Origin of the sequence: Caballeronia zhejiangensis (genome assembly GCF_000698575.1) — a bacterium.
Classification (GTDB): Bacteria; Pseudomonadota; Gammaproteobacteria; order Burkholderiales; family Burkholderiaceae; genus Caballeronia; species Caballeronia zhejiangensis.
On sequence record NZ_JFHD01000011.1, the window covers coordinates 52,614 to 76,342 of the forward strand.

At 64.8% G+C, this 23,729-nt stretch carries 24 protein-coding genes; 12 read left to right on the forward strand and 12 right to left on the reverse strand.

The window, feature by feature from the left end; translation table 11 throughout:
- Window positions 1-28: 28 nt before the first annotated feature.
- Window positions 29-1,099 (reverse strand): alanine racemase, encoded by a 1,071-nt coding sequence (gene alr / locus BG60_RS16110; RefSeq protein ID WP_034472003.1) that lies wholly within the window; start codon window positions 1,097-1,099, stop codon window positions 29-31.
- A gap of 281 nt (window positions 1,100-1,380) precedes the next feature.
- On the opposite strand from alr, the gene lplT reads away from it, so the two are divergent.
- From lplT to thiD, 4 genes are read left to right on the forward strand one after another with little or no spacing between them, the layout of a single operon-like run.
- Window positions 1,381-2,688, forward strand: a complete 1,308-nt coding sequence (lplT, locus tag BG60_RS16115) for a lysophospholipid transporter LplT (protein WP_008350127.1) — start codon at window positions 1,381-1,383, stop codon at window positions 2,686-2,688.
- A 13-nt stretch (window positions 2,689-2,701) separates the two neighbouring features.
- Window positions 2,702-3,517, forward strand: a complete 816-nt coding sequence (gene thiM, locus BG60_RS16120) for a hydroxyethylthiazole kinase (protein WP_034472006.1) — start codon at window positions 2,702-2,704, stop codon at window positions 3,515-3,517.
- A gap of 1 nt (window position 3,518) precedes the next feature.
- Complete coding sequence (thiE, locus tag BG60_RS16125; RefSeq protein WP_034472008.1) at window positions 3,519-4,166, forward strand: thiamine phosphate synthase; 648 nt, start codon at window positions 3,519-3,521, stop codon at window positions 4,164-4,166.
- A gap of 10 nt (window positions 4,167-4,176) precedes the next feature.
- Window positions 4,177-4,983 carry a bifunctional hydroxymethylpyrimidine kinase/phosphomethylpyrimidine kinase gene (thiD, locus tag BG60_RS16130; RefSeq protein ID WP_034472154.1) on the forward strand — a complete coding sequence of 269 codons (807 nt, stop codon included), beginning with the start codon at window positions 4,177-4,179 and terminating at the stop codon, window positions 4,981-4,983.
- An 11-nt stretch (window positions 4,984-4,994) separates the two neighbouring features.
- On the opposite strand, the gene BG60_RS16135 is transcribed toward thiD, so the two are convergent.
- The 4 genes from BG60_RS16135 to tsaB are packed head-to-tail and all read right to left on the reverse strand — an operon-like array spanning window position 4,995 to window position 8,128.
- On the reverse strand, window positions 4,995-5,978 hold the full coding sequence (locus BG60_RS16135) for a DUF1853 family protein (protein WP_034472011.1): 984 nt from the start codon (window positions 5,976-5,978) through the stop codon (window positions 4,995-4,997).
- Entirely contained in the window at window positions 5,978-6,871 is an 894-nt protein-coding gene (locus BG60_RS16140) for a uracil-DNA glycosylase (protein WP_034472013.1), read from the reverse strand. Before BG60_RS16140 ends, BG60_RS16135 begins: the two co-directional genes overlap by 1 nt.
- Window positions 6,858-7,352: a ribosomal protein S18-alanine N-acetyltransferase gene (gene rimI / locus BG60_RS16145; RefSeq protein ID WP_008350138.1), complete on the reverse strand. Its 495-nt coding sequence runs from the start codon at window positions 7,350-7,352 to the stop codon at window positions 6,858-6,860. The genes BG60_RS16140 and rimI overlap by 14 nt, the downstream gene beginning before the upstream one ends.
- Window positions 7,349-8,128, reverse strand: a complete 780-nt coding sequence (gene tsaB, locus BG60_RS16150; RefSeq protein WP_174447729.1) for a tRNA (adenosine(37)-N6)-threonylcarbamoyltransferase complex dimerization subunit type 1 TsaB — start codon at window positions 8,126-8,128, stop codon at window positions 7,349-7,351. The genes rimI and tsaB overlap by 4 nt, the downstream gene beginning before the upstream one ends.
- 178 nt (window positions 8,129-8,306) lie before the next feature.
- On the opposite strand from tsaB, the gene BG60_RS16155 reads away from it, so the two are divergent.
- From BG60_RS16155 to aceA, 3 genes are all read left to right on the forward strand, one after another.
- Window positions 8,307-8,576 (forward strand): acyl-CoA-binding protein, encoded by a 270-nt coding sequence (locus BG60_RS16155; protein ID WP_008350142.1) that lies wholly within the window; start codon window positions 8,307-8,309, stop codon window positions 8,574-8,576.
- Between the two features lie 474 nt (window positions 8,577-9,050).
- A complete protein-coding gene (locus BG60_RS16160; protein WP_034472015.1) occupies window positions 9,051-10,697 on the forward strand; it encodes a DEAD/DEAH box helicase in 1,647 nt (548 codons plus the stop codon).
- A gap of 372 nt (window positions 10,698-11,069) precedes the next feature.
- Window positions 11,070-12,377, forward strand: coding sequence for an isocitrate lyase (gene aceA, locus BG60_RS16165; RefSeq protein ID WP_034472017.1), 1,308 nt, complete (start codon window positions 11,070-11,072; stop codon window positions 12,375-12,377).
- 86 nt (window positions 12,378-12,463) lie between these two features.
- Here aceA and BG60_RS16170 read toward each other — a convergent pair whose 3' ends face one another.
- Both BG60_RS16170 and BG60_RS16175 read right to left on the reverse strand, forming a co-directional pair.
- Window positions 12,464-12,898, reverse strand: a complete 435-nt coding sequence (locus BG60_RS16170; protein ID WP_008350148.1) for a universal stress protein — start codon at window positions 12,896-12,898, stop codon at window positions 12,464-12,466.
- A gap of 132 nt (window positions 12,899-13,030) precedes the next feature.
- Window positions 13,031-13,933, reverse strand: coding sequence for a LysR family transcriptional regulator (locus BG60_RS16175; protein WP_034472020.1), 903 nt, complete (start codon window positions 13,931-13,933; stop codon window positions 13,031-13,033).
- A gap of 137 nt (window positions 13,934-14,070) precedes the next feature.
- Between BG60_RS16175 and BG60_RS16180 the strand changes: the two genes are divergently transcribed.
- From BG60_RS16180 to BG60_RS16190, 3 genes are all read left to right on the forward strand, one after another.
- The gene (locus BG60_RS16180) at window positions 14,071-14,910 is read left to right on the forward strand and encodes a haloacid dehalogenase type II (protein ID WP_051996521.1); all 840 of its coding nucleotides are present in this window, start codon (window positions 14,071-14,073) and stop codon (window positions 14,908-14,910) included.
- Between the two features lie 18 nt (window positions 14,911-14,928).
- Window positions 14,929-16,539, forward strand: coding sequence for a malate synthase A (gene aceB, locus BG60_RS16185; protein WP_034472023.1), 1,611 nt, complete (start codon window positions 14,929-14,931; stop codon window positions 16,537-16,539).
- A gap of 153 nt (window positions 16,540-16,692) precedes the next feature.
- The gene (locus BG60_RS16190; protein ID WP_008350156.1) at window positions 16,693-16,953 is read left to right on the forward strand and encodes a hypothetical protein; all 261 of its coding nucleotides are present in this window, start codon (window positions 16,693-16,695) and stop codon (window positions 16,951-16,953) included.
- Window positions 16,954-16,970: 17 nt separating this feature from the next.
- On the opposite strand, the gene BG60_RS16195 is transcribed toward BG60_RS16190, so the two are convergent.
- Together BG60_RS16195 and bamC are read right to left on the reverse strand one after the other, a co-directional pair.
- On the reverse strand, window positions 16,971-17,261 hold the full coding sequence (locus BG60_RS16195) for a putative quinol monooxygenase (protein ID WP_008350158.1): 291 nt from the start codon (window positions 17,259-17,261) through the stop codon (window positions 16,971-16,973).
- A gap of 460 nt (window positions 17,262-17,721) precedes the next feature.
- The gene (gene bamC, locus BG60_RS16200; RefSeq protein ID WP_034472024.1) at window positions 17,722-18,930 is read right to left on the reverse strand and encodes an outer membrane protein assembly factor BamC; all 1,209 of its coding nucleotides are present in this window, start codon (window positions 18,928-18,930) and stop codon (window positions 17,722-17,724) included.
- 415 nt (window positions 18,931-19,345) lie between these two features.
- Between bamC and BG60_RS16205 the strand changes: the two genes are divergently transcribed.
- Both BG60_RS16205 and BG60_RS16210 read left to right on the forward strand, forming a co-directional pair.
- Window positions 19,346-19,807 (forward strand): DUF2844 domain-containing protein, encoded by a 462-nt coding sequence (locus tag BG60_RS16205; protein ID WP_008350161.1) that lies wholly within the window; start codon window positions 19,346-19,348, stop codon window positions 19,805-19,807.
- A gap of 10 nt (window positions 19,808-19,817) precedes the next feature.
- The gene (locus BG60_RS16210) at window positions 19,818-21,104 is read left to right on the forward strand and encodes a DUF3443 domain-containing protein (protein WP_034472026.1); all 1,287 of its coding nucleotides are present in this window, start codon (window positions 19,818-19,820) and stop codon (window positions 21,102-21,104) included.
- A gap of 63 nt (window positions 21,105-21,167) precedes the next feature.
- Here the strand turns inward: BG60_RS16210 and pcaC are convergent, their stop codons facing one another.
- Genes pcaC through BG60_RS16225 form a run of 3 tightly spaced genes read right to left on the reverse strand, consistent with a single transcriptional unit; the run spans window position 21,168 to window position 23,725 of the window.
- Window positions 21,168-21,551, reverse strand: coding sequence for a 4-carboxymuconolactone decarboxylase (pcaC, locus tag BG60_RS16215; RefSeq protein ID WP_008350165.1), 384 nt, complete (start codon window positions 21,549-21,551; stop codon window positions 21,168-21,170).
- Window positions 21,552-21,553: 2 nt separating this feature from the next.
- Window positions 21,554-22,342, reverse strand: coding sequence for a 3-oxoadipate enol-lactonase (gene pcaD / locus BG60_RS16220; protein WP_034472027.1), 789 nt, complete (start codon window positions 22,340-22,342; stop codon window positions 21,554-21,556).
- A gap of 27 nt (window positions 22,343-22,369) precedes the next feature.
- The gene (locus BG60_RS16225; protein WP_034472029.1) at window positions 22,370-23,725 is read right to left on the reverse strand and encodes a 3-carboxy-cis,cis-muconate cycloisomerase; all 1,356 of its coding nucleotides are present in this window, start codon (window positions 23,723-23,725) and stop codon (window positions 22,370-22,372) included.
- Between the last annotated feature and the right edge of the window lie 4 nt (window positions 23,726-23,729).

The following is a 23,729-nucleotide window of genomic DNA, read 5'->3' on the forward strand; positions in this document are numbered from 1 at the left end:
CTGATTTCTTGTTGTTGATTTCGTGTTGTTATTCCGCGCGCACCGGCACGCGTTGCGCGATCGCGCACATGAGTTCGTAGCCGATCGTGCCGGCCGAGCTCGCGACATCGTCGATCGGCAGATTCGCGCCCCACAGTTCCACGCGCGAACCGATGCCGGCGTTCGGGCACGGCGTCAGATCGACGGTCAGCATGTCCATCGACACGCGGCCGACGAGCCGCGTTCTCGCGCCGTCGACGATCACGGGCGTGCCTTCGGGCGCCACGCGCGGATAGCCGTCCGCGTAGCCGCACGCGACCACGCCGATGCGCATCGGCGTTCCCGCTGTATACGTCGAGCCATAACCGATGCTGCTCCCCGCGTCGACCGTCTGCACGGCGATCAGCTCGGACTGGAGCGTCATCGCGGGCTTGAGGCCGGTATCGGCGATATCCGCGGTCACGCCCGACGGCGATGCGCCGTACAGCATGATGCCGGGCCGCACCCAGTCGAAGTGCGCGCCCGGGTGCCACAAGAGCGCCGCCGAGTTTGCGAGACTGCGCGCGCCCGCGATGCCTTCCGCGCCGCGTTCGAACGCTTCCAGTTGATGCGCGACGCCGCGCGGGCCATCGGCATCGGAAAAATGGGTCATGAGCGTGATCTGGCCGACGCCCTGCACGGCGCGCGCGCGCTCCCACGCGGCGCGGAACTTCTCGGGCGTATAGCCGAGCCGGTTCATGCCGCTGTTCATCTTCAACTGAATGTTGACCGGTTTCGACAGCCGCGCCATTTCCAGCATCCGCAACTGCTCGTCGCAGTGCACGGCCGTGGTGAGGCTATAGCGGTCGATCACGTCGATGTCGGTCGGCCGGAAAAAGCCCTCGAGCAAAAGAATTGGCCCGGCCCACCCCAATTCACGCAACTTCGCGGCTTCTTCGAGGTCGAGAAGGCCAAAGCCGTCCGTTGCGCGCAAACCGGGGAACGCCCGGGCGAGACCGTGGCCATATGCATTGGCCTTGACGACGGCCCAGATCTTGGATTTCGGGGCGTACTTGCGTGCAACGGCCAGGTTGTTGGCGAGCGCGGCGGTGTGAATTGTTGCTGAAAGGGGGCGCGGCATGAGCGTTTGGTGGAATTGCAACGAGTGCGGTCTAAAAGGCCAGCATACGCGAGCGGGACGCGTCCTGCTGCGCCGACCGGGACGCCTTGCGAATCAGTATGTTATGAGGAATCACGAACACAGGCGCGTCATTTCTGGCGCGATCGAGATTACTGCTAGTCAGAATGCGCCTATTTTCGTGTTATAAAGCCGTGCACACAACCCATTTCGAAAGGCATAAGCCCGAGTGCACGACCGGTGCCCGGGGCGGATCACCCGCAGTGAGGAAAGCTTCGGATCAGATGAAAAAAGGTTTTTACACCATCATGGCCGCGCAGTTTTTCTCATCGCTGGCCGATAACGCTCTACTGATCGCTGCCATTGCACTGCTGAAAGACCTTCACGCCCCGAACTGGATGACGCCGCTGCTCAAGCTGTTCTTCGTCCTGTCGTATGTGATTCTCGCGGCTTTCGTCGGCGCTTTCGCGGATTCCCGGCCCAAGGGCCACGTCATGTTCGTGACCAATTCAATCAAGGTCGTGGGCTGCGTGACGATGCTCTTCGGCGCGCATCCGTTGCTCGCGTATGGCATCGTCGGGTTCGGCGCGGCGGCCTATTCGCCCGCGAAATACGGCATTCTGACCGAGCTCCTGCCAGCCGATCGGCTCGTCGCCGCGAACGGCTGGATCGAAGGCACGACGGTCGGCTCGATCATCCTCGGCACGGTCATGGGCGGCGCGCTCATCAGTCCGCATATCGCCAGTCATCTGCTGTCGCTGCACATTCCGCGCATCAACACGCCCGCCGAAGCCGCAATGCTCGTCATCATGCTGATGTACGTGATCGCCGCGATCTTCAATCTGCGCATTCCCGACACCGGCGCGCGCTATCCGAAGCAGGAGACGCGGCCGCTCAAGCTCATCACCGATTTCGCCGACTGCTTTCTCGTGCTCTGGCGCGACAAGCTCGGCCAGATCTCGCTCGCCGTCACGACGCTCTTCTGGGGCGCAGGCGCGACGCTGCAGTTCATCGTGCTGAAATGGGCCGAAGTGTCGCTCGGCATGACGCTCTCGCAGGCAGCGATCCTGCAGGCGGTGATCGCGGTCGGCGTCGCGGCGGGCGCGGTGCTCGCGGCCGCGCGCGTGCCGCTCAAGCGCTCGCTCAGCGTGCTGCCGGTAGGCATCGTCATGGGACTCGCCGTCATGCTGATGGCCTTCTACACGCGCCATCTCTTTCCCGCGCACTGGGGCATCTACTTCGGCAAGATGCACTTCCCCGGCTATCTGCTGATCGCATATGTGTTCCTGATGATCGTCGGCGGACTGTCGGGCTTCTTCGTCGTGCCGATGAACGCGCTGCTCCAGCATCGCGGGCACGTTCTGCTTTCCGCCGGGCATTCCATCGCCGTTCAGAATTTCAACGAGAACCTGTCGGTGCTCGTCATGCTGTGCCTCTACGCCGTGCTCGTGTGGCTCGACGTGCCGATCCAGTTCGTCATCGTGCTGTTCGGCTCGTTCGTGTGTCTCATGATGTACTTCGTGATGCGACGGCATCAGGCCAATCAGCGCGCGTTCGATTCGGTCGCGCTGATCGGCGAAGCGCGGCACTGACCCTCTTCGCATCATGCTTGCCGCCGATCTCTTTTCCTTCGTCACCCGCGTGCGCGAACGCGCGCCGCTCGTGCATTGCCTCACGAATCTCGTCGTCACCAACTTCACCGCGAACGTGCTGCTCGCGATCGGCGCCGCGCCCGCGATGGTCGTCGCGCGCGAGGAAGTCGGCGAATTCGCGGCCGTCGCCAATGCGCTGTCGGTCAATCTCGGCACGCTCGACGTGCCGCAGAGCCGCGCGATCCGCGCCGCCGTCGAGGCCGCCAACAGCGCAGGCACGCCGTGGGTGCTCGATCCGGTCGCGGTCGGGCCGCTCGCGTTTCGCACCGAATTTGCGTTCGATCTGCTCGATGCGAAGCCTGCGGTGATCCGCGGCAACGCGTCGGAGATCATCAGCTTGTCGGGGGGCGCAGCGAGCGGACGCGGCGTCGACAGCACCGCCGCCACCGATGCCGCGCTCGACGCCGCGCAGGTGCTCGCGCTGAAGACGCAGGCCGTCGTCGCGGTCACGGGCGAGACCGATTACGTGACCGATGGCCGCCGCGTCATCGCGATGTCGAACGGCTCGCCCTTGATGACGCGCGTGACGGGCGTCGGCTGCGCGTTGTCCGCGACGGTGGCCGCGTTCGTCGGCGCGGCGCCGGATCGCGACGCGTTCTGGTCCGCGACCGTCGCCGCCATCGCCTATTCGACCATCGCGGGGGAACTCGCCGCGCGCGACGCCGCGCTGCCCGGCAGCTTCGCCGTCGCGTATCTGGACCGGCTCGCATCGCTCGATGAAGCCGCGTTCGGCAAGACGCTCGTGCAGCGCGACATCGTTGCCGGCTGACATGCGCGCTTCGTTCGATCTCTCGCTCTATCTCGTGCTGGATCCCGTGCAGTGCGGCGGTCATGACGCGGCGGTTCGTGTCGCGCGCGCCGCGCTCGAAGGCGGCGCGACCATCGTGCAACTGCGCGCGCCCGAGTGGCACAAGCGCGCGTGGTTCGAACTCGCGCGCGATCTGCTGCCGATCACGCGCGCGCACGGCGTGCCGTTCGTCGTCAACGATCATGTCGATGTCGCGCTGGCTGTCGGCGCGGATGGCGTGCATATCGGCCAGCGCGATCTGCCCGCCGATGTCGCGCGCCGACTGCTCGGGCCGGACGCGCTGATCGGCCTGTCGGTATCGAATCTCGATGAAACCGCCGACGCGGCGAAACGCGCGGGCGTCGTCGATTATCTCGGCGCGGGTCCGGTGTACGCGACGCCGACCAAGACCGACGCCTCCACGCCCTGCGGCATCGACGGTCTCGCTGAAATCTGCGCGGCCGCGCATGTGGCGACCGTCGCGATCGGCGGCATTCAGGCGCATAACGCCGCAGACGTCATGCGCGCGAAGCCCGCCGGTCTCGCGGTGGTGTCGGCGATCTGCAAGGCGGCCGATCCGCGCACGGCGGCCTCGGCGCTTGCCGCGACCATCGCACAGTCACGCATCTAAGCTCATGGCAATCACGAAAACCATTCCGAACGTCCTCACGATCGCCGGCTCCGACTCGGGCGGCGGCGCGGGCATTCAGGCCGATCTGAAGGCGTTCTCCGCGCTCGGCGCGTACGGCGCGAGCGTCATCACGGCGCTCACCGCGCAAAACACGCGCGGCGTGACAGCCGTTCACGCGCCGGAGCCCGCGTTCATCGCGGCGCAGCTCGACGCCGTGTTCGACGACATCCGCATCGATGCCGTGAAGATCGGCATGCTGGCGAACGCGGGCATCGTGCGCGCGGTCGCCGAGGCGCTCAAGCGCCATCGGCCGAAACATGTTGTGCTCGACACCGTGATGATCTCGAAGAGCAATCACGCGCTGCTCGCGCCGGAAGCCGTTGCCGCGTTGCGCGACGAATTGCTGCCGCTCGCGACGCTCGTCACGCCGAATCTGCCGGAAGCGGCGGCGCTGTTAGGCGACGAAAGCGCCGCCGACGAAGACGCGATGGTCCGTCAGGGCGAAGCCTTGCGCGCGCTCGGCGCGCGGGCCGTGCTGATGAAAGGCGGCCACCTTGCATCGAACGACAGTCCCGACTGGCTGATCGAGGCGGCGGGCGCACTGAGGCTCGGCGGCGCGCGCGTGCCGCTCAAGAACACGCACGGCACGGGCTGCACGCTGTCGTCGGCGATCGCGGCGCTGATTGCGCAAACCGACGATCTTGCGAGCGCGACCGCCGAGGCGAAGCGCTATCTGACCGGCGCGATCGAAGCGAGCGTGCGGCTCGACGTCGGTCATGGCGTCGGTCCGGTGCATCATTTTTTCCGCTGGTGGTGATCAGCCGGTGATCAGTCCGCCGACGCGGCGAACGCCCGCGCGCGCTCCGGCCAGTCGTCCGGCACGATGAAGCCTCGCGATTCCTCCACGAAATTTCCCGCTTCGTCGCGCGCGTAGGCGGCAACCATCGTCGGCGCGATCGTGCCTTCGAGACGCGCGCGAATCGCCTCCGATTCCGCGATCAGCGTTTCGGCGGAATCCGCATCGAGCCGCCGCGACGCGAGCCACGCCATGCGCGGCTGCACGACCCACGCGCGCTCATCGTCCGACGCATTCGAGCGCGCGTCGCGCCATTCCGACGCCGTCAGCCACCATCCGCGCAGATGGTGCTCCCCTATTTCGCGCGCGGGCACGACCTCGTCGCCGCCGTGCCCGTGATAGAAAAGCCGGCCTTTGATGAACAACTGCGCCTGCCACGGACCGTCGAAGCCGAGCAACGCGAACTCGGCGCGCCGCGTCAGCGCCAGTTGATGCGTGAGAAGCCGCTCGTGCTTGATATCGAAGCGATCCTGCAGATTCGGCCCGACGTAGTTCGACAGACGCGCCGCGCGCGCCGCATCGCCGTCGCTATCGTCGATATGCAGGTAGAACTTCACCGCCAGCTCCCAGTGCAGCCGCGCGCCATCCGCCGATTCGAGCAGGAAATCGCATTCGCCGATGGTGCGCCGCTGTTGCCGCAACGGCACGTTCGCCGCGATGAGGCGCGCCGCCGGACCGTGCGCGAGAAAAAAGCGGATGAGGCTCTCGGCGTAGATGCCGAGGCGCGTGAACTTCGGATCGCGCGCGTGATCGTGCAGCGGCTGCGGCGCGGCATCGAGCGCCTTCAGCCACACGAGCGTCGCGTCGCGCTCCGCTGTCGACGCGAACGGATGCGCGAGCGCGGCGTCGCCTTCGCGCAGCAGATCGGGAGCGAACAGAAGCCAGGCGAGATCGCGAACCGTGACGTCGCCGAAACGATCGACGAGACGCGTGAGATCGCTCGCCCGGGCCGTCATCAGACGCCGCCCTTCTCTGCTCCTTGCTCGACGCCGAGCGCGGCGAGCGCCTCGCGATACGTATTGCGCGCGAGGCAGAGATCGGCCCACGCCTTCGACTTGTCCTGCAGGCTGCGCAGCAGATAAGCCGGGTGATACGTGACGACCACCGGCACGCCACGATACTCGTGCACGCGTCCGCGCATCGATGCGATGCTCGCCTCGTTCTTCAGCAGACTCTGCGCGGCGAAGCGTCCCATCGCGACGATGACCTTCGGCTTCACGAGTTCGACCTGCCGTTGCAGATACGGCTCGCAGCGCGCGACTTCGTCGAGCTCGGGATTGCGGTTGCCGGGCGGCCGGCACTTGATGACATTCGCGATATAGACGTTCGTCTGCCGCGACAGCGTGAGCGCGCGCAGCATGTTGTCGAGCAGCTTGCCCGCCTGGCCGACGAACGGCTCGCCTTGCTTGTCCTCGTTCTCGCCCGGCGCTTCGCCGATCAGCATCCAGTCGGCTTCGCGATCGCCGACGCCGAAGACCGTGTTCGTGCGGCGCTCGCACAAACGGCAGCGCTCGCAGTTCGCGACGCGTTCGGCGAGCGCATCCCAGCCGAGCGTGTGGATGTCGCTCGGGGCTTCCGCGGTGGCGGGCTCGACATGGAGCGGCGTTTCGTCGGTCCAGGGGAGATCGTCGTAGGCGTCGAGCGGCGGCGCGTCGGATTCGGGCTGTGCGGACTGGAGCGGCTTCGGCTCCGGCCGCATGTCGACGACGACGGGCGCGGGTGCTTCCGCCATCGTGGCGATCGCTTCAGGCGTGCGCTCTTCCTCGACCTGCGGCGCGGGCGCAAGCCCACGCCGTACCCAGACCGGCCCGATTCCCAACTCTTCGATCAGCATTTCATCGAGCGCCATGCGCAGTCTCCTCCGTAAACGACAGACGCATGACGATTGCGTCCTCGCGCGAGCGATGCCGCGCGGGGTAATAGTTCTTGCGGCGTCCGATGGCCGCGAAGCCGAAACGCTCGTAGAGCTGGATCGCGCGCGGATTGGACGGCCGCACTTCGAGCAGCACGCCTTCGAGCTTCTCCGCGCGCGTGATGCGGACCGCTTCGCGCAGAAGCGTCAGACCCGCCCCCGCCCGCTGCGCAGACGGTGCGACGCACAGATTGAGCAGATGCATCTCGTCGACGACGGGCATCAGCACGCAATAGCCGATCAGCGTGCCGGTCACATGGCGCAGACACACGCCGAAATAGCCATTGCGCAGCGAATCCTGAAAATTGCCGCGGCTCCACGGAAACTCGTAGGCGAGCTTTTCGACCGCGGCGACTTCGTCGAGGTCCGCTTCCGTCATCGGTGTGAGATACCGATCGGCCAGCAGCACGCCGCTCACCGAAGCGCCTCCTCGCGAGCCTGCATGCGTTCGGCCGTCGTCTGGGCGACCTTGTCGCGCACATATTCGGGCGCGGCGTGTTCGGGTGCGACCGCGCGCCCAGCCCGCCAGTCCCGCAAGCCGATGAGCGCGACCGGCAGCGCGTGCGGCAGCGCCTCGCGATCGACACGCGCGGCGGCGGCGAGCGCCGGCAGACGATCGCCGAATGCGGACGCGGCGTTGCCCGCGAGCGCGAACGGCACGTCGGGCAGAGGCAGCGCGCCGGGCGCATCGAGCGCGGCCGGATGCAGCGTGCGCCAGTCGCCGGCGGCGGCATCGAATTCGAAATCGGCCCAGTACGCTTCATCCATGCGGGCGTCCAGCGCCGCTAGCACGCGCGCCGGGATCGACGGATCGTTCAGGCGCGCGTGCTCCGCGCAGGCGAGCAGCGTGCTCACCGGCACGACCGGCACGTTCAAACCGAACGCCAGGCCTTGCGCCACGCCTGTCGCCGTGCGCAAGCCGGTGAACGAGCCCGGGCCCGCGCCGAATGCGATCGCCGCGCAGTCGGCGAGCGCGAGCCCGGCGTCGGCGAAAAGCTCGCGCACGGCCGGCAAAAGGCGCGTGCTCGACACGGCGCCGGTCGCCTCGTGGCGAAACCACACGCGCGTGTCGCCGTTCACGTATTGAGGCGCGGCGGAGTTCGGAGTGGCGGCGAAAGCGCTGTCGGCGAGCAGGAGCGCGACGGAGCAAAATTCCGTCGAGGTGTCGAGGGCGAGCAAAACGGTGCGTGTCATAGCCGGTATTGTAATGCGGGACATGCGCCGGATTCGCGTGATCGGCGATACGCGGTCGACCCAATTCGCGTCCGCAAGGCGTCTGGAAGGCGTCCTCGGTTGGAGGAAAGCCTCGACCGGGCTCGCGCGTCTCGCTTGCTAAGATCGTCCGGTCCATCTCGATAACAACGGAGAACGCATGACCGACATCGATCAGCAATTCGCCCAAGCCCAGTCCGACGTCACTCAACTGCCCGAGCGTCCCGGCAATCTCACGCTGTTGCGGCTTTATGCGCTTTTCAAGCAGGCGAGCATCGGCGACGTGCAAGGCGAAAAGCCGGGCTTCACGGATATCGCCGGCAAATACAAATACGAAGCGTGGGCCGCGCTGCAAGGCACGCCCGCCGACGACGCCAAGGCACGCTACGTCGAACTCGTCGAATCGCTCAAGCGGGGCGAGGCGGCCTGAGGTTCCGGCCGGCGTCGGCCAGTTCCAGCGGACCGGCCGCGCCGTCCGATGCCCGAAGATGGCGCGGCGATGCGTCAAAATGTGGCGCAGTGCAGCAAATTCCGATATACTAGCGGTCAGCGCTCGATTGCGGGTGGCGAGCCTTCCGGCAAGTCCCACGCAGCAAGGCGCTTCGTAGCGTTTCGCTCCAATCCAGTTTAGAAACTGTCCCCTTCCTGCCAGGCCTTTGCGTCGCATTTGCGCGCAGCACGTTTCTCGGCCCGTCATGCATCAGGCTGACGTCAGCGCCCGTCGTTCGCTTCGGAACGATCGAGCCTGCCGTATCCGATACAGCTTCTAACAAAGATACTCGCCGCACGTTCGTGCGAGTAGCCTACGTTTTTCGATTTGCTCGCTGTTTCTTCGCTCGCTGAATCCAACGACCTGGGTATGCCGATTGGCGCCGACGCCTTATTCCTCGTTTCAAGGATCGACATGACTTCGAGCTTCACCGCTAGCCCGTTGGACAATCTCGCAGCAAACATTGGCATCACCCCCTCGGCCGATACCCCGGCCACCGACGCACCCGCCGACAAGCCCGCCGGCCCCACTTTCGAATCGCTCGGCCTTTCCGCCGATATCGTGTCCGCGCTGACCGCTGCGGGCTACGAATCCCCGACGCCCGTGCAGCAGCGCGCGATTCCCGCCGCGCTCGCCGGCCGCGATCTGCTCGTCTCCAGCCCGACCGGTTCGGGCAAGACGGCCGCGTTCATGCTGCCCGCCATCGAAAAATTCGCGCAACTGCAAAAGCTGGAAGCGCAACAGCCGCGCGCGCCGCGCGACCCGAACGCAGCGCGTGGCCGCCGTCCGCAGCCGATCGCGCGCCCGAAGCTGCTCGTGCTCACGCCGACGCGCGAACTCGCGATGCAGGTTTCCACCGCCGCGACCACGTACGGCAAGCATCTGCGCCGCCTGCGCACCGTCAGCATTCTGGGCGGTGTCGCGTACGGCCAGCAGCTCATGCTCCTCGCGAAGAACCCTGAGATTCTCGTCGCGACGCCGGGCCGCCTGATCGACCATCTGGAACGCGGCCGCATCGACCTGTCGGAACTCAACATGCTCGTGCTCGACGAAGCCGATCGCATGCTCGACATGGGCTTCATCGAAGACATCGAGACGATCGTCGACGCGACGCCCGCCTCGCGTCAGACGCTGCTCTTCTCGGCGACCATCGATAGCAAGATCACGTCGCTGACCGGCCGGCTGCTGAAGGATCCGGAGCGCATCGAGATCGTCCAGAAGCTCGAAGCGAAGAGCAACATCGCGCAGACCGTGCATTACGTCGATGACCGCGATCACAAGGACCGCTTGCTCGATCATCTGCTGCGCGGCGAAGGCCTGGATCAGGCGATCGTATTCACGGCGACGAAGAGCGACGCGGATCTCATCGCCAACCGTCTCGCCGACGCGGGCTTCGAGTCCGCCGCGCTGCACGGCGATCTGCCGCAAGGCGCGCGCAACCGGACGATCCGCGCGCTGCGCGAGCGCCGCGTGCGCGTGCTGGTCGCGACCGACGTCGCCGCGCGCGGCATCGACATTCCGGGTATCACGCACGTCTTCAACTATGACCTGCCGAAGTTCGCGGAAGACTACGTGCACCGTATCGGCCGTACCGGCCGTGCTGGCCGCAGCGGCACGGCGGTGAGCCTCGTGCACTACGCCGAAATGGGCGCGTTGAAGCGCATCGAGCGTTTCGTGCGCGCGCCGCTGCCGGTGAACGTCGTCGCAGGCTTCGAACCGCGCAAGGCGCCGCCGAAGGGTGGTTTCGGCGGCGGCCGTGGCCGTCCGGGCGGTAACGGCGGTGGCCGTCGCTTCGGTGGCAATGGCGGCGGCAGCAGCAGTGGCCGTGGTTACGGTCCGGGCAACGCCGGCGGTTATGGCAACAAGTCGAATGCAGGTTCTCGCGAAGGCGGTTATCGCGATGGCGGCGGTTATCGCGGCGGCAACAGCGATGGCGGCTACCGTGGCGGCAACAGCGACGGCGGCTATCGCGGTGGCAATCGCGAAGGCGGCTACGGCTCGCGCGACGGCTACAGCGCACGCCGTAACGACGGCCCGCGCGCCCCGCGCCGCGGCAGCTAAGCTGCTTGCGGGAAGCGGTTCCTGATACCGCTTCCCGTTGCGAAAAGAAAAACCGATGCCTCGTGCATCGGTTTTTTTTCGCCCCGTCGGCATATTTCACCATGCGCAATGCTCTTTTGCGTCGCAAAAGCCGTGCTGCGCGGCACAAAACCTGCGGTTGCAAGATAGAAAACGTCGTTCCGCAATACGATATTCGGATCGTATCTCGTTGATTTTGAACAAGGAAAATAAACCAGAATTCTCTGCCAGAGAGGTGTTTCGGAAAATCGCATTAGCCTACACTCTTATATAAGAGTTGAGCAAACGCAGAACGCCGATTCGGCGCCGCTCATGCGATTCAGGAACATCAGTCCAGTCTCAGGGAGATTCGCCATGACCTCACGTCAACAACAAGCCCAGCAACTCCAGCAGCAATGGGAAACCGATCCGCGCTGGAAGGGCATCAAGCGCGGCTACTCGGCGGATGACGTCGTCCGTCTGCGCGGCTCGGTGCAGCCGGAGCACACGCTCGCGCGACGCGGCGCCGAACGGCTGTGGGCATCGATCAACGACGAGCCGTTCGTCAACGCGCTCGGCGCGCTGACCGGCAATCAGGCGATGCAGCAGGTCAAGGCCGGCCTCAAGGCGATCTATCTGTCGGGCTGGCAAGTGGCGGGAGATGCCAACGTCGCGGGTGAAATGTATCCCGACCAGTCGCTGTATCCGGCGAATTCGGTGCCGCTCGTCGTGAAGCGCATCAACAACACGCTCACCCGCGCCGATCAGATTCAATGGTCGGAAGGCAAGAATCCAGGCGATGAAGGCTATATCGATTACTTCGCGCCGATCGTCGCCGATGCCGAAGCGGGTTTCGGCGGCGTGCTGAACGCGTTCGAACTCATGAAGGCGATGATCGAAGCCGGCGCCGCGGGCGTGCACTTCGAGGACCAACTGGCGTCGGTCAAGAAATGCGGTCACATGGGCGGCAAGGTGCTCGTGCCGACGCGCGAGAATGTGGCGAAGCTGTCGGCCGCGCGGCTGGCCGCGGACGTGTGCGGCGTGCCGACGGTGCTCATCGCCCGCACGGACGCCGAAGCCGCCGATCTCGTCACGTCCGACATCGACGACAACGACAAGCCGTTCCTCACCGGCGAGCGCACGGTGGAAGGCTTCTTCCGCACGAAGCCGGGTCTCGCGCAGGCAGTTTCGCGCGGCCTCGCCTACGCGCCCTACGCCGATCTCGTCTGGTGCGAAACGGGCAAGCCGGATCTCGAATACGCGAAGAAGTTCGCCGAGGCGATCCACAAGGCATTCCCCGGCAAGATGCTGTCGTACAACTGCTCGCCGTCGTTCAACTGGAAGAAGAATCTGGACGACGCGACCATCGCCAAGTTTCAGCGCGAACTGGGCGCGATGGGCTACAAGTTCCAGTTCATCACGCTGGCCGGCTTCCACGCGCTGAACTATTCGATGTTCAACCTCGCGCACGGCTACGCCCGTTCGCAGATGAGCGCGTTCGTCGAATTGCAGCAGGCCGAATTCGCCGCCGCCGACAAGGGCTTCACGGCCGTCAAGCACCAGCGCGAAGTGGGCACCGGCTACTTCGACGCGGTCACGCAGACGGTCGAGAAGGAAGCATCGACGACCGCTCTGCACGGCTCGACCGAAGACGAGCAGTTCTTCGACAAGAAGGTCGCGTAATACGGCTTCAGCAGGCGAATCAGGGAGAGTGGTGAAAAGAAGCGGCGTCCCGGCGCGCGCAGCCACGCGCCGGGGAACGCCGCTCGCTAGCGATACACGATTACCGGAATCTTCGTATGCGTCAGGACGCGCTGCGTTTCGCTGCCGATCAGCAGACTGCCGAGACCGCGCCGTCCGTGCGACGCCATCAGGATCACGTCGCAACCGTTTTGCTCCGCCGCCTCGATGATGCCGATATACGGCGCGGCATCGATGCTCGTCACGCTCGTGCAGGGCACGCCGGCGCTTTCCGCGGCGCGCTCGACCGCGCGCAGATGTTCGCGGGCTTCGTTCTCGGCGCGGGCGTGAAAATCGTCGGGCGGCTCGACGGCGACATCGGCGAATGGCGAATACGGATACTGAGGCAGGCACGCGTAAGCCGTGATGCGCGCACCGACGGATTGCGCAAGATCGATCGCGCCGTCGATGGCCTTTTGCGATAGCTCCGAGCCGTCGGTCGGCACGAGGATGTGTTTGAACATGGCGTCCTCCCCCGTCAGTTGATGGTGCGTGATTCCATTGTAGTAACGGGCGCCGGCGCAGAGCAATTTCGATGTACCCGCGCGGCGATGCGACGCCGCGCATAGGATTCCGAAGCTTTCACCGGCTCGCAGTCAACCCCAATATCCCGTCGCGTTATAGGTATGTTTGAGCAAATCGAGAAACAATCGCACGCGCAACGGCAGATGCCGCCTTTGCGGAAACACCGCGTGAATGCCGATCGGCGGCGCGGCGTACGCATCGAGCACGCTGACGAGGCGGCCAGCGTCGATGTCATCGCCGACTTCCCACCACGAGCGCCACGCGAGACCGCGGCCTTCGAGACACCATTCGTGCAGCACGGCGCCGTCGGAGCATTCCATCGTGCCGGAAACCTTGATCGTGACAACCTTGCCGTCCTGCTCGAACACCCAGCCACGCTGCTGATTCGCCGACGCGCCGAGTGCCAGGCAATTGTGATGCGCGAGCGCGGCGAGATCGGCGGGCTCGCCACGTTTTTCCAGATACTCCGGCGACGCGACGCACACGCGCCGGTTCTCTCCGAGCTTCAAGGAGACCAGCGACGAATCCGGCAGTTCGCCGAGACGCACGGCGCAGTCGAAGCCTTCGTTGACGAGATCGACCATGCGGTCGGTCAGGTCGAGACTCACGGAAACGTCCGGATGCAAGGTCGTGAACTTCGGCACGAGCGGCGCGACGTGACGCCGTCCGAAGCCCGCCGGCGCCGAGACGCGCAAATGCCCGCTCGCCTTCACGCCGCCCGCCGACACGCTCGCCTCCGCGTTCTGCATGTCGTTGATGATGCGCTGGCAGTCCTCGAGAAACGCGGAGCCTTCGAAGGTCAGCGTGATTCGGCGCGTCGTACGCACGAGCAGCTTCACGCCGAGCCGCTCTTCGAGCGCATCCAGCCTGCGTCCGATGACGGCCGGCGCGATGCCCTCCGCCTGTGCCGCCGCCGACAGGCTGCCCTTCGCCGCGACCGAAGCGAAGGTTTCTATCTGCTTGAATCGATCCATGCGCGTTCGTCGTCAATATCGGTGTTGAACGACAGATTAGGTAAGTAAAAGTAAAAGATCAAGTGATGCTGCGGTGCTTTTTCCATCACTTAGATCACGAATACAATCGATCCGACCTCTAAACGGAGCGCAAGGCTATGTCGGCCATAACGACACACGCATCGTCCAGCGAATTTTCCCGCGAGTTGTCCAAGCTCCCCCGCGCAGTCATCTTCGACGCTTACGGCACGCTTTTCGACGTCCACTCGGTCGTCGCGGCGGCCGAGCAGCTCTTTCCCGGCCACGGCGACGCACTCTCGAAGCTCTGGCGCCGCAAGCAGATCGAGTACACGCAACTGCGCACGCTCGCCGATCCGTCGGGCGCGCACTACGAGCCGTTCTGGACAGTCACGATCGATGCGCTGCGCCACGCGGCTGCACGCCTGAACCTCGCCGATGCGCTCACGAGCGCCGCCGAGAAGCGCCTGATGGACGAATACGCGTGCCTTTCCGCGTTCCCCGACACGCTGCCCGCGCTCAGATCGTTGCGCGACGGCCTCGCCATTCCGCTCGCGATTTTGTCGAACGGCAATCCGCCGATGCTCGACATCGCCGTGAAAAGCGCCGGCATGAGCGGCCTCTTCGATTACGTTCTGTCGGTCGATGCAGCGCGCGCCTACCAGCCCGCGCCCGCCGCCTACGCGCTCGGCACCCGAGCCTTCGATGCCAGCGCGCGCGACATCGTATTCGCGTCGAGCAACGGCTGGAATGTCGCCGGCGCAACATGGTTCGGCTACACGACTTTCTGGATCAACCGCGCCGCGCTGCCGCCCGAGGAACTGGGCGTCGCGCCGCACGGCAGCGGCCGCGGCATGGCCGATCTCATCGCTTTCATCGAAGGCGGCGCGACGCGCGCCGTCGCCAACTCTCGCCGGATCACGCAGCCGAAAAGCAGGCAGCGCAACGCTTCACGCACAACCACCAGCAAAACCGTCTGACCGACCAAGGAGAAAACCATGACGCATCCATCGAATCCGCTTTCGCTTCCGAAAGGCATGGCCATCTCAGCCGATATCAAGCCCGGCTACGAGACCATCCTGACGCCCGAAGCGCTCGCGTTCGTCGCGTCGCTGCATCGCCAGTTCGAGCCGCGCCGCAAGCAATTGCTCGCGGCGCGCGTCGAGCGCACGAAGCGTCTCGATGCGGGCGAGCGCCCGAGCTTCCTCGAAGAAACGAAATCGATCCGCGAAGGCGACTGGAAGGTCGCGCCGCTGCCGGCAGATCTTCAATGCCGTCGCGTCGAGATCACCGGTCCGGTCGAGCGCAAGATGATCATCAACGCGCTCAACTCCGGCGCGGATTCCTACATGACCGACTTCGAGGATTCGAATGCGCCGAACTGGGACAACCAGATCGTCGGCCAGGTCAATCTGAAGGAAGCCGTGCGCCGTACGATTTCGCTCGAACAGAACGGCAAGTCGTACAAGCTCAACGACAAGATCGCGACGCTGATCGTGCGTCCGCGCGGCTGGCATCTCGACGAAAAGCACGTCACCGTCGATGGCGAGCGCGTGTCGGGCGGCATCTTCGATTTCGCGCTCTTCCTGTTTCACAACGCGAAGGAGTTGATCGCGCGCGGCAGCGGTCCGTACTTCTATCTGCCGAAGATGGAAAGCCATCTCGAAGCGCGTCTGTGGAACGACATTTTCGTCGCGGCGCAGGAGGCCATCGGCATCCCGCGCGGCACGATTCGCGCGACGGTGCTCGTCGAAACGATTCTCGCCGCGTTCGAGATGGACGAAATCCTGTACGAGCTGCGCGAGCATAGCTCGGGGCTCAACGCGGGCCGCTGGGATTACATCTTCTCGGCGATCAAGAAGTTCAAGAACGACACGGACTTCTGCCTCGCCGACCGCGCGAAGATCACGATGACGTCGCCCTTCATGCGCGCCTATGCACTCGAACTTTTGAAGACATGCCACAAACGCAATGCGCCGGCGATCGGCGGCATGTCGGCGCTGATTCCGATCAAGAACGATCCGGCCGCGAACGACAAAGCGATGGGCGGCGTGCGCTCCGACAAGGCGCGCGACGCCTCTGACGGCTACGACGGTGGCTGGGTCGCGCATCCGGGCCTCGTGCCGGTCGCGATGGAAGAGTTCGTGAAGGTGCTCGGCGACAAGCCCAACCAGATCGATAAGCAGCGCACCGACGTGCAGGTGACGGCGCACGATCTGCTCGACTTCCGTCCGGAAGAGCCGATCACCGAAGCGGGCTTGCGCAACAACGTGAACGTCGGCGTCCACTATCTCGGTTCGTGGCTCGCGGGCAATGGCTGCGTGCCGATCCACAATCTGATGGAAGACGCCGCGACCGCCGAAATCTCGCGCTCGCAGGTGTGGCAATGGATCCGCTCGCCGAAGGGCAAGCTCGACGACGGCCGCAAGGTCACGGCATCGATGGTGCGCGAGATCACCATCGACGAACTGGAGAAGGTGAAGCAGGCGGTCAGCGCGTCGGGCGCGGACACGAAACCCTACGAACGCGCGGCGAAAATCTTCGAGGAAATGTCGACTTCGGCGCACTTCACCGAGTTTCTGACGCTGCCGCTGTACGAGGAAATTTGAGCGTTTCGTGCCGTCTCGCGCACGAACGGAAAACGGCCTTCGGGCCGTTTTTTCGTCTGGCACGCCGCATGGATCGCGCACGGCGTGTGCTACATTGCGCATCGTCTTTTCAACGATTCAACCGTGGAGCGCACTCATCGTGCGAACGACAGCATGAGCAATATCCAGCTCGATATCGAATGGACCGAAGCGGCATCGCGCAAGATCGAAAAACTGATGCCGCGCAACGCGAACAAGGACTCGTATCTGGCGCTGCCGCCCGTCGAATGCCTGCCGATGGAAGGCGACGTGCTGTTCCTCGGACCGTCCGGCAAGCAGCAGCCGTTCATCGTCGCGGAGCGCCAGTATCATCACGACGGCGACGCCGACTGGACCATCATCCTGATCCTCGACGTCCCGCAAGAAACGCATTAAAAGCGCTGTCCGGTCCGTCAGAGAATCTTGCTCGCGACACGGACTTCACCGTGCTCGCACAAGTCCGGCGATTTGGCGCGGAACGTCTGGATGTGCGCCGTTTCGCCGTGCTTCGCGAGCGCGGCCTCGCTCTCCCAGCGCTCGACGAAGATAAAGCGCCGCGGCTCCTTCAGGTCGCGGTGCAAGTCGTATTGCAGCGCACCCGCCTCCTTGCGCGTCGGCTCGACGTTCGCTTCCAGCACTTCCCTCAGTTCCTCTTCCTTGCCCGGTTTGGCAACAAAGATCGCGACGACGGCAACTTCCGACATGAGCTTCTCCTTTCTTACTTGAACGATGGAAGCACGAGCATAACCGCGCATCGCGCATGTCGCCGAAAACGCCCGATCTGCAAGCCAAAGAAAAAGCCCGCGTTCCAAGAGAAACGCGGGCAAAAACCGTCGCCCTACGAGGATAGGCGACGGGGCCATCGGGGTTCGCGCGGGGCGAACCAATCGTCTGTTTGTCAGGTACAACGTGCGTGATACGCGCGCTTCGTGGAACTTCCGGCGGGTGATTTACGCCACTGATGCAATGTACTGTCCGGGCGTTCATTTCTATAAGCTTTTGCGCACATTTCCCGATAGAAAGAATTGTCTGCGCAATATTTACGCGTCGCTCGCATTTCCGTGCGCGCTGAAAAAATCGTTTGCGCGCCCGGCGGCGGCATCGACGGCGCAAAAAAACCGCCTCGCGAAGGAGGCGGTTTCTGCGGATCGGCGCGGAAAACGATCAGCTGATCTGGTCGGCGAGCAGCGCCATGATCTGGCGAGCTTGCGGCGACGAATCGACTTCGCCCTTGTCGTCGACGATCGCCACGCGCGTTTGCTGCTCGGTGACGGCGCGCACGTTGACCTGATACTGCTTCGCCTTCATTTCCTTGCGGCCGTGGAACACCTGGCTCCAGAAGCCTTGTTCCGCCGACGACTTGTCCGTCGGATCGACGTAGCGCACGTAATAGACGCCCTTGCTGCGGTCGCGGTCGTCCACCGTGAAGTTGGCGCGATCGAGCGCGATGCCCACGCGCAACCACGCGCGGTCGTACGCTTCCGGCAAGGTCAGTTGCGACGATGCGGCCTCGGGCACGACTTCGTTGCGGATCGGCGAATTGCCCGCGTACGCGGCGTTCTGCGCCGCGACCGACGCCGCCTTCGCATCGCCGCCCTTCGCGGCTTGCGCGCCCGCAGCACCGGCGGCCGGGGCGTCGAGCGGCGTTGCGCCGCCGGAAGCCGCCCGCTGGTCGGCCAGCGAGAGCGAGGACATCAGGCGCTTGAGGTATTCGTTCTCGAGCGCGGGATCGTTCGGGCGGGCCTGCCACTGGCTCGTGTCATTGTTCACGCCGGTCAGCGCCTCGCGCATGCCCTTCTGGCTGATGAACACATACGTGCCGCCGTTCGGCGCCGCTTCGAGACGCGTGCGGTACTTGTTGCGCTCGGCCGTGACATACGAGTTGCCGGTTGCCTTGGCGAGCGTGTCGCGGATCAGGCCGTCGGAAATCTGCGGATGGGTTTCGTTCCAGTCCGTTTCCATCACGCCCTTGTCGCGCTGATCGACGACGAGCAGAAAGCCCTGCTCCTGCCAGAAACGGCGGACCTGCGGCCACACCTGATCGGGCGTCTTGCCATCGACGACGAGCCAGCGCTCGGTGCCGTCGCGCTGAACGCGCATGCCCGACACCGGCGGAACCACCGTGGGCGCGTTCGGTGCGACTTTCTGAATCTGCTGCAGATCGGACAGCGATGCCTGCCCGCCTTGCGGCGGCAATGAACGCTGATCGGCCGCTTCGTCGAGCAGGTTCGGCGGCACGGCGAGAGACACCTGTTTCGAACGCTGATCGCTCTTGTAGTTGAACGCGTTGGGATTGGACGAGCCACATCCCGCCACGATTCCGGCCACCGCGAAAAGCGCAGCCATCCGCTTCGTTACACGAAAATCTGTCATTTGGAGAAGTCCTTCCGCTACGCCACGGGCGTTCTTCCGTGGATCAACCCGTTATTTTACCGGTCCGCCGTGCGCCGTGACAAAAAAGAGGTCACGACGGCTTCCGGCAAGGCTGCGCAGCGCGCCCATTAAACGTTGCCTTTCAATGACGAAAGCAGACTACGCGCAGCCAAAAGGCGCGCCTCAAACTTCCATTTAAGCCGCTCCGCATCGAATTGACAATTTATGACAATCGCGAAAAGCGGCAATTCGGCTTTTCGATCTGCGTAACCTTTTGATTCATAGAGACTTCTTTTTCTCCTACGCGCATCCGCCCGTTTCGCGCGGAAACATCGACGTGTATCAGTTTTTTCTGACTTCCTCCTAAAATCGCATCTCGAAAATAAGAAGAGTCCTAATTAACGGAGAGAACGTCATGAGAAAAATCAGAATTCCTCACTACGCGACCGCGTGCCTGACCATTCTGGCGATCGGCGCGTCGGCTAATGCCCACGCGCAGCTCGGTGCCGCCGGGCGCGCGTCGAGCGCATCGCAGGGCGATGTCGTGCATCAGGCGCAGAGCGGCCTCGTGAAATTCCACGAAACGACCGATGCCGACGGCATCGTCGTGCGTGAGTATGTCGATTCGAGCGGCACGGTGTACGCGGTGTCCTGGCGCGGCCCGGCGATGCCGGACGTCCGCACGCTGCTCGGCAGCCATTTCGAGACGTTCAGGCAAGGCGCGAGCGCGTCGGTCGGCGATGCGGGCCTGCATGCGGCGCACGTCGCCGCGGGCGATCTCGTCGTCGAAAATCGCATGCGGCTGCGCGAATTCATCGGCCGCGCATGGCTTGCGAGCGCCCTGCCGCCGGGCGTGAGCGCAACGGACATTCAGTAAGAGGCCCGCCATGAACCCACGCGCCCTTCTCTCGATCGCCGCACTCGGCACTTGCGTTCTGCTTCACGCCTGCGGCGGCGGCGGAGGTTCGGACGGCGGCTCGAACGGCAGCGCCGCCGCGTCGCCTCACCAGGCCAGCGCGCCCCAGACGGCCAGCGCCGCGACGCCCGCGAGCGCGGCGTCGTCCCCATCCACCGGCACGACCGTCGCGCAATCGACGACGCCCAACGTCCAGATCATCCATGTTTCCAGCACGCCGACCAACACGCGCAACATGCTGCAAACCAGCGTGACGATCTGCGTGCCGGGCACGGACACATGCCAGACCATCGACGACATTCAGGTCGATACCGGCTCGCACGGCTTGAGAGTGCTGGCGTCCGCACTCAGTCCGTCGATCGCGTTGCCGCTCGTCGCGGGCGGCAGCCAGAGCGCGATCATCGCGGAATGCGCCGTGTTCGGCTCAGGCTATACGTGGGGCGCGGTCCGCACGGCCGATATCCGGCTCGCGAGCCAGGTCGCGCGCTCGACTTCCGTGCAACTGATCGCCGACTCCGCCGCAGGCAACGCGGCGCAGGACTGCAGCCAGTCCGGCCTGCCGATGCTCTCCGCGTCGAGCCTGCGCGGCAACGGCATCCTCGGCGTCGGACCGTTCACCGCCGACTGCGGCGCGGGATGCGCGACCTCGGCGATGCCGCGCTGGTACTACAGCTGCATCTCGGGCAACTGCACCGCGAGCAAGCTGGCGGTCGCGCAGCAGGTGACCAATCCGGTCGCGAACTTCGCGTCGGACAACAACGGCGTGCTGATCGAGCTGCCCGACGTGCCGGATAGCGGCGCATCGGCGGTCACGGGGACGATGACCTTCGGCATCGGCTCGCAGTCGAACAATCTGCTCGGCTCGGCCACGGTGCTCAAGGCGAGTTCGCTGTCCGGCTACGTCACGACGGATTTCGGCGGCAGCCAGTACGGTTCGAGCTTCATCGATAGCGGATCAAACGGCGTCTTCTTCCCGTCGGCGACGCTCGCGAAGTGCGGCGCGTGGTATTGCCCGTCGACGCCGACGACGATCGCCGCGACGATCCGTTCGTCGAGCGGCGCGCAGAGCGCGGTGAGCTTCACCATCGCGCAATCGACGACCTTGTTCGGCACCGGCCACTTCGCCTTCGACAATCTCGCCGGCTCCGCGAGCGGCTTCTTCGACTGGGGCTTGCCTTTCTTCTACGGACGGCGCGTGTTCACGGCGCTCGCAGGACGCCCGACGCCCGCAGGACCGGGACCGTTCTACGCGTTCTGAGTCCGCAAACGAAAAACCGTCTCCGGTTTCCCGGAGACGGTTTTTATCGGTTCCGCGTCGCGACTACGCCTTGCTCTCTTCGTCGAAGATTTTCTGCGCGAGGTGGAACGCCGAATTCGCCGCCGGCACGCCGCAGTAGACCGCCGTTTGCAACAGCACTTCCTTGATCTCGTCTTGCGTGACGCCGTTGTTCTTCGCGGCGCGCAAGTGCAGTGCGAGTTCTTCGCTGCGATTGAGCGCGACCATCATCGCGATCGTGATGAGGCTGCGCGTGTGACGCGGCAGGCCGTCGCGCGTCCAGATTTCGCCCCACGCATAGCGCGTGATGAAGTTCTGGAATTCGGTCGTCAGCTCGGTGCGGTTTGCAAGCGAGCGGTCGACGTGCGCGTCGGACAGCACCGCGCGGCGCACTTTCATCCCGGCTTCGTAACGTTCGTCGTCGGTCATCTTTATTCTCCGAGGAAGTCGAGGACGGCGCGCGTGTAGTCGTCGCGCTTTTCGATGTTCGACAGATGCGCCGCGTCCAGTTCGACGTAGCGCGAGCCGCCGATATAACCCGCGAGCTCGCGGCCCTGCTCGGCCGTCGTCGACAGATCGTGCGTGCCCGCAATCACAAGCACGGGCAATGCGATGGTCTTCGCTTCGTCGCGCAGGTCGGCGTCGCGGATCGCCTCGCAGTTCGACGCGTAGCCTTCGCCGTTGGTGTGGCGAAACACGTCGCGGATATTCGCGAGTTCGAGCTGCTCACGCTCGATGAAGGGCGCGGTAAACCAGCGCGCGATCACGGCGTCGGTCAGCGCGGGCATGCCGCCCGGCTCGCGCGCTTTCGCGGCGCGCGGCGTCCACACGGCGTCCGAGCCGATCAGCGCGGCGGTGTTCGACAACACCACGCGCGAGAAGCGCTCCGGATGACGCGCCGCCAGCCCGATGCCGGTCAGCCCGCCCATCGACAGGCCGCAGTAGTTCGCGCGCTCGATTTTCAGATGATCCATCAGGCCGATCACGTCGCCGATCAGCTGATCGATCGTGTACGGGCCCGGCGGCACGTCCGAATGACCGTGGCCGCGCGTGTCGTAGCGCACGACGCGATAGCGCGCGGCGAACGCCTCGATGTTCGGCGTCCACATCGAGACATCGGCGCCGAGCGAATTCGACAGCACGAGCCACGGCGCGTTGTCGCCCGCCGTCGCGTCGATGCGATAGTGAATCCGTGTTCCGTTGACTTCGGCAAGAGGCATGTTTTTACCGCTCCTGTGTGTTCCTGCTTATTTCGAGTGAGCGTTCGCGATGGCGGCATCGACGAACGCCTGCGCCTGTCCGACGTAATTCGCCGGATCAAGCAGCGATTTCAGTTGATCCTGCGAAACATGACGCGTGACGGTTTCGTTCGAGCAGAGTTCGTCGAAGAGCGACGTGCCGTTCGCCACCGACGCCTTCGACGCGCCTTCGACGAGCTTGTGCGCGTCGAGCCTGCCGATTGCGTCGCCGAGCGCGAGCATCACCGCTTCGCCGAGAATCAGTCCGTTGGTCACGTCGAGATTGCGTGCGAGCCGTTCGACATTGACTTCCATCGACGGAACGATGCCCACGATGTTCGACAACGCGCCCGCCGTCAGACGCGCGAGATCGGGCAGCGCTTCCCATTCGGCCTGCCAGCCGCCGAGCGCGCGCTCGTTCTCCTGGACCATGCCCGCGAAGATCGTCGCGACGAGATTCGGCGCGCGCGTCGCGGCGGTCAGAACGGCCGCGCAGCCGACTGGATTGCGCTTGTGCGGCATCGTCGACGATCCGCCCTTGCCTGCGGCCGCCGGTTCGGCGACTTCTCCGAGCTCGGTCTGCATCATCAGCGAGACATCGCGCGCGATCTTGCCCAGCGTGCCCGTCAGCATGCCGAGAAACGACGCGGTTTCCGCGATGCGATCGCGCTGCGTGTGCCACGGCAACGCGGGAAGCGCCAGCTTCAGGTCCTGCGCAAGCGATGCCGCGACCGGCAAGGCCTTGTCGCGCAGACTCGCGAGCGTGCCCGCCGCGCCGCCGAATTGCAGCACGAGCGCGCGCGACCTCAGTTCGCCGAGGCGCTCGCGATGACGCGTCACTGCATCGAGCCATTGCGCGAACTTCAGGCCGAGCGTGATCGGCAGCGCCTGCTGAAGCCAGGTGCGGCCGATCATCGGCGTGTTTTTGTGGGCTTGCGCCTGCGTGGCGAGCGCATCGGAGAGCGAGCGCAGATCCGCATCGATCAGATCGAGAAACGCGCGCAATTGCAGCACGACGCCCGTATCGATGATGTCCTGACTCGTCGCGCCCCAATGCACGTACTTGGCTGCTTCGGCGTCGCGCGCCTTCACGACGGCCGTCAGTTGCTTGACGAGCGGAATCGCGAGATTGCCGCCCGCCGCGGCGCCGGTCATCAGCGCATCGGCGTCGATGTTATCGGCATCGCAGGCGGCGACGATCGCATCCACCGCGCCCGACGGAATCACGCCATGCCGCGCGGATGCGCGCGCGAGCGCGGCTTCGACATCGAGCATGGCCTGCACGGTCGCGCGCGGCGACCAGATCTCGTTCGCGGCTGCGTTGCCGCAAATGAGATCGGTCAAACGTCCGGTCGATGAAAACATGTGA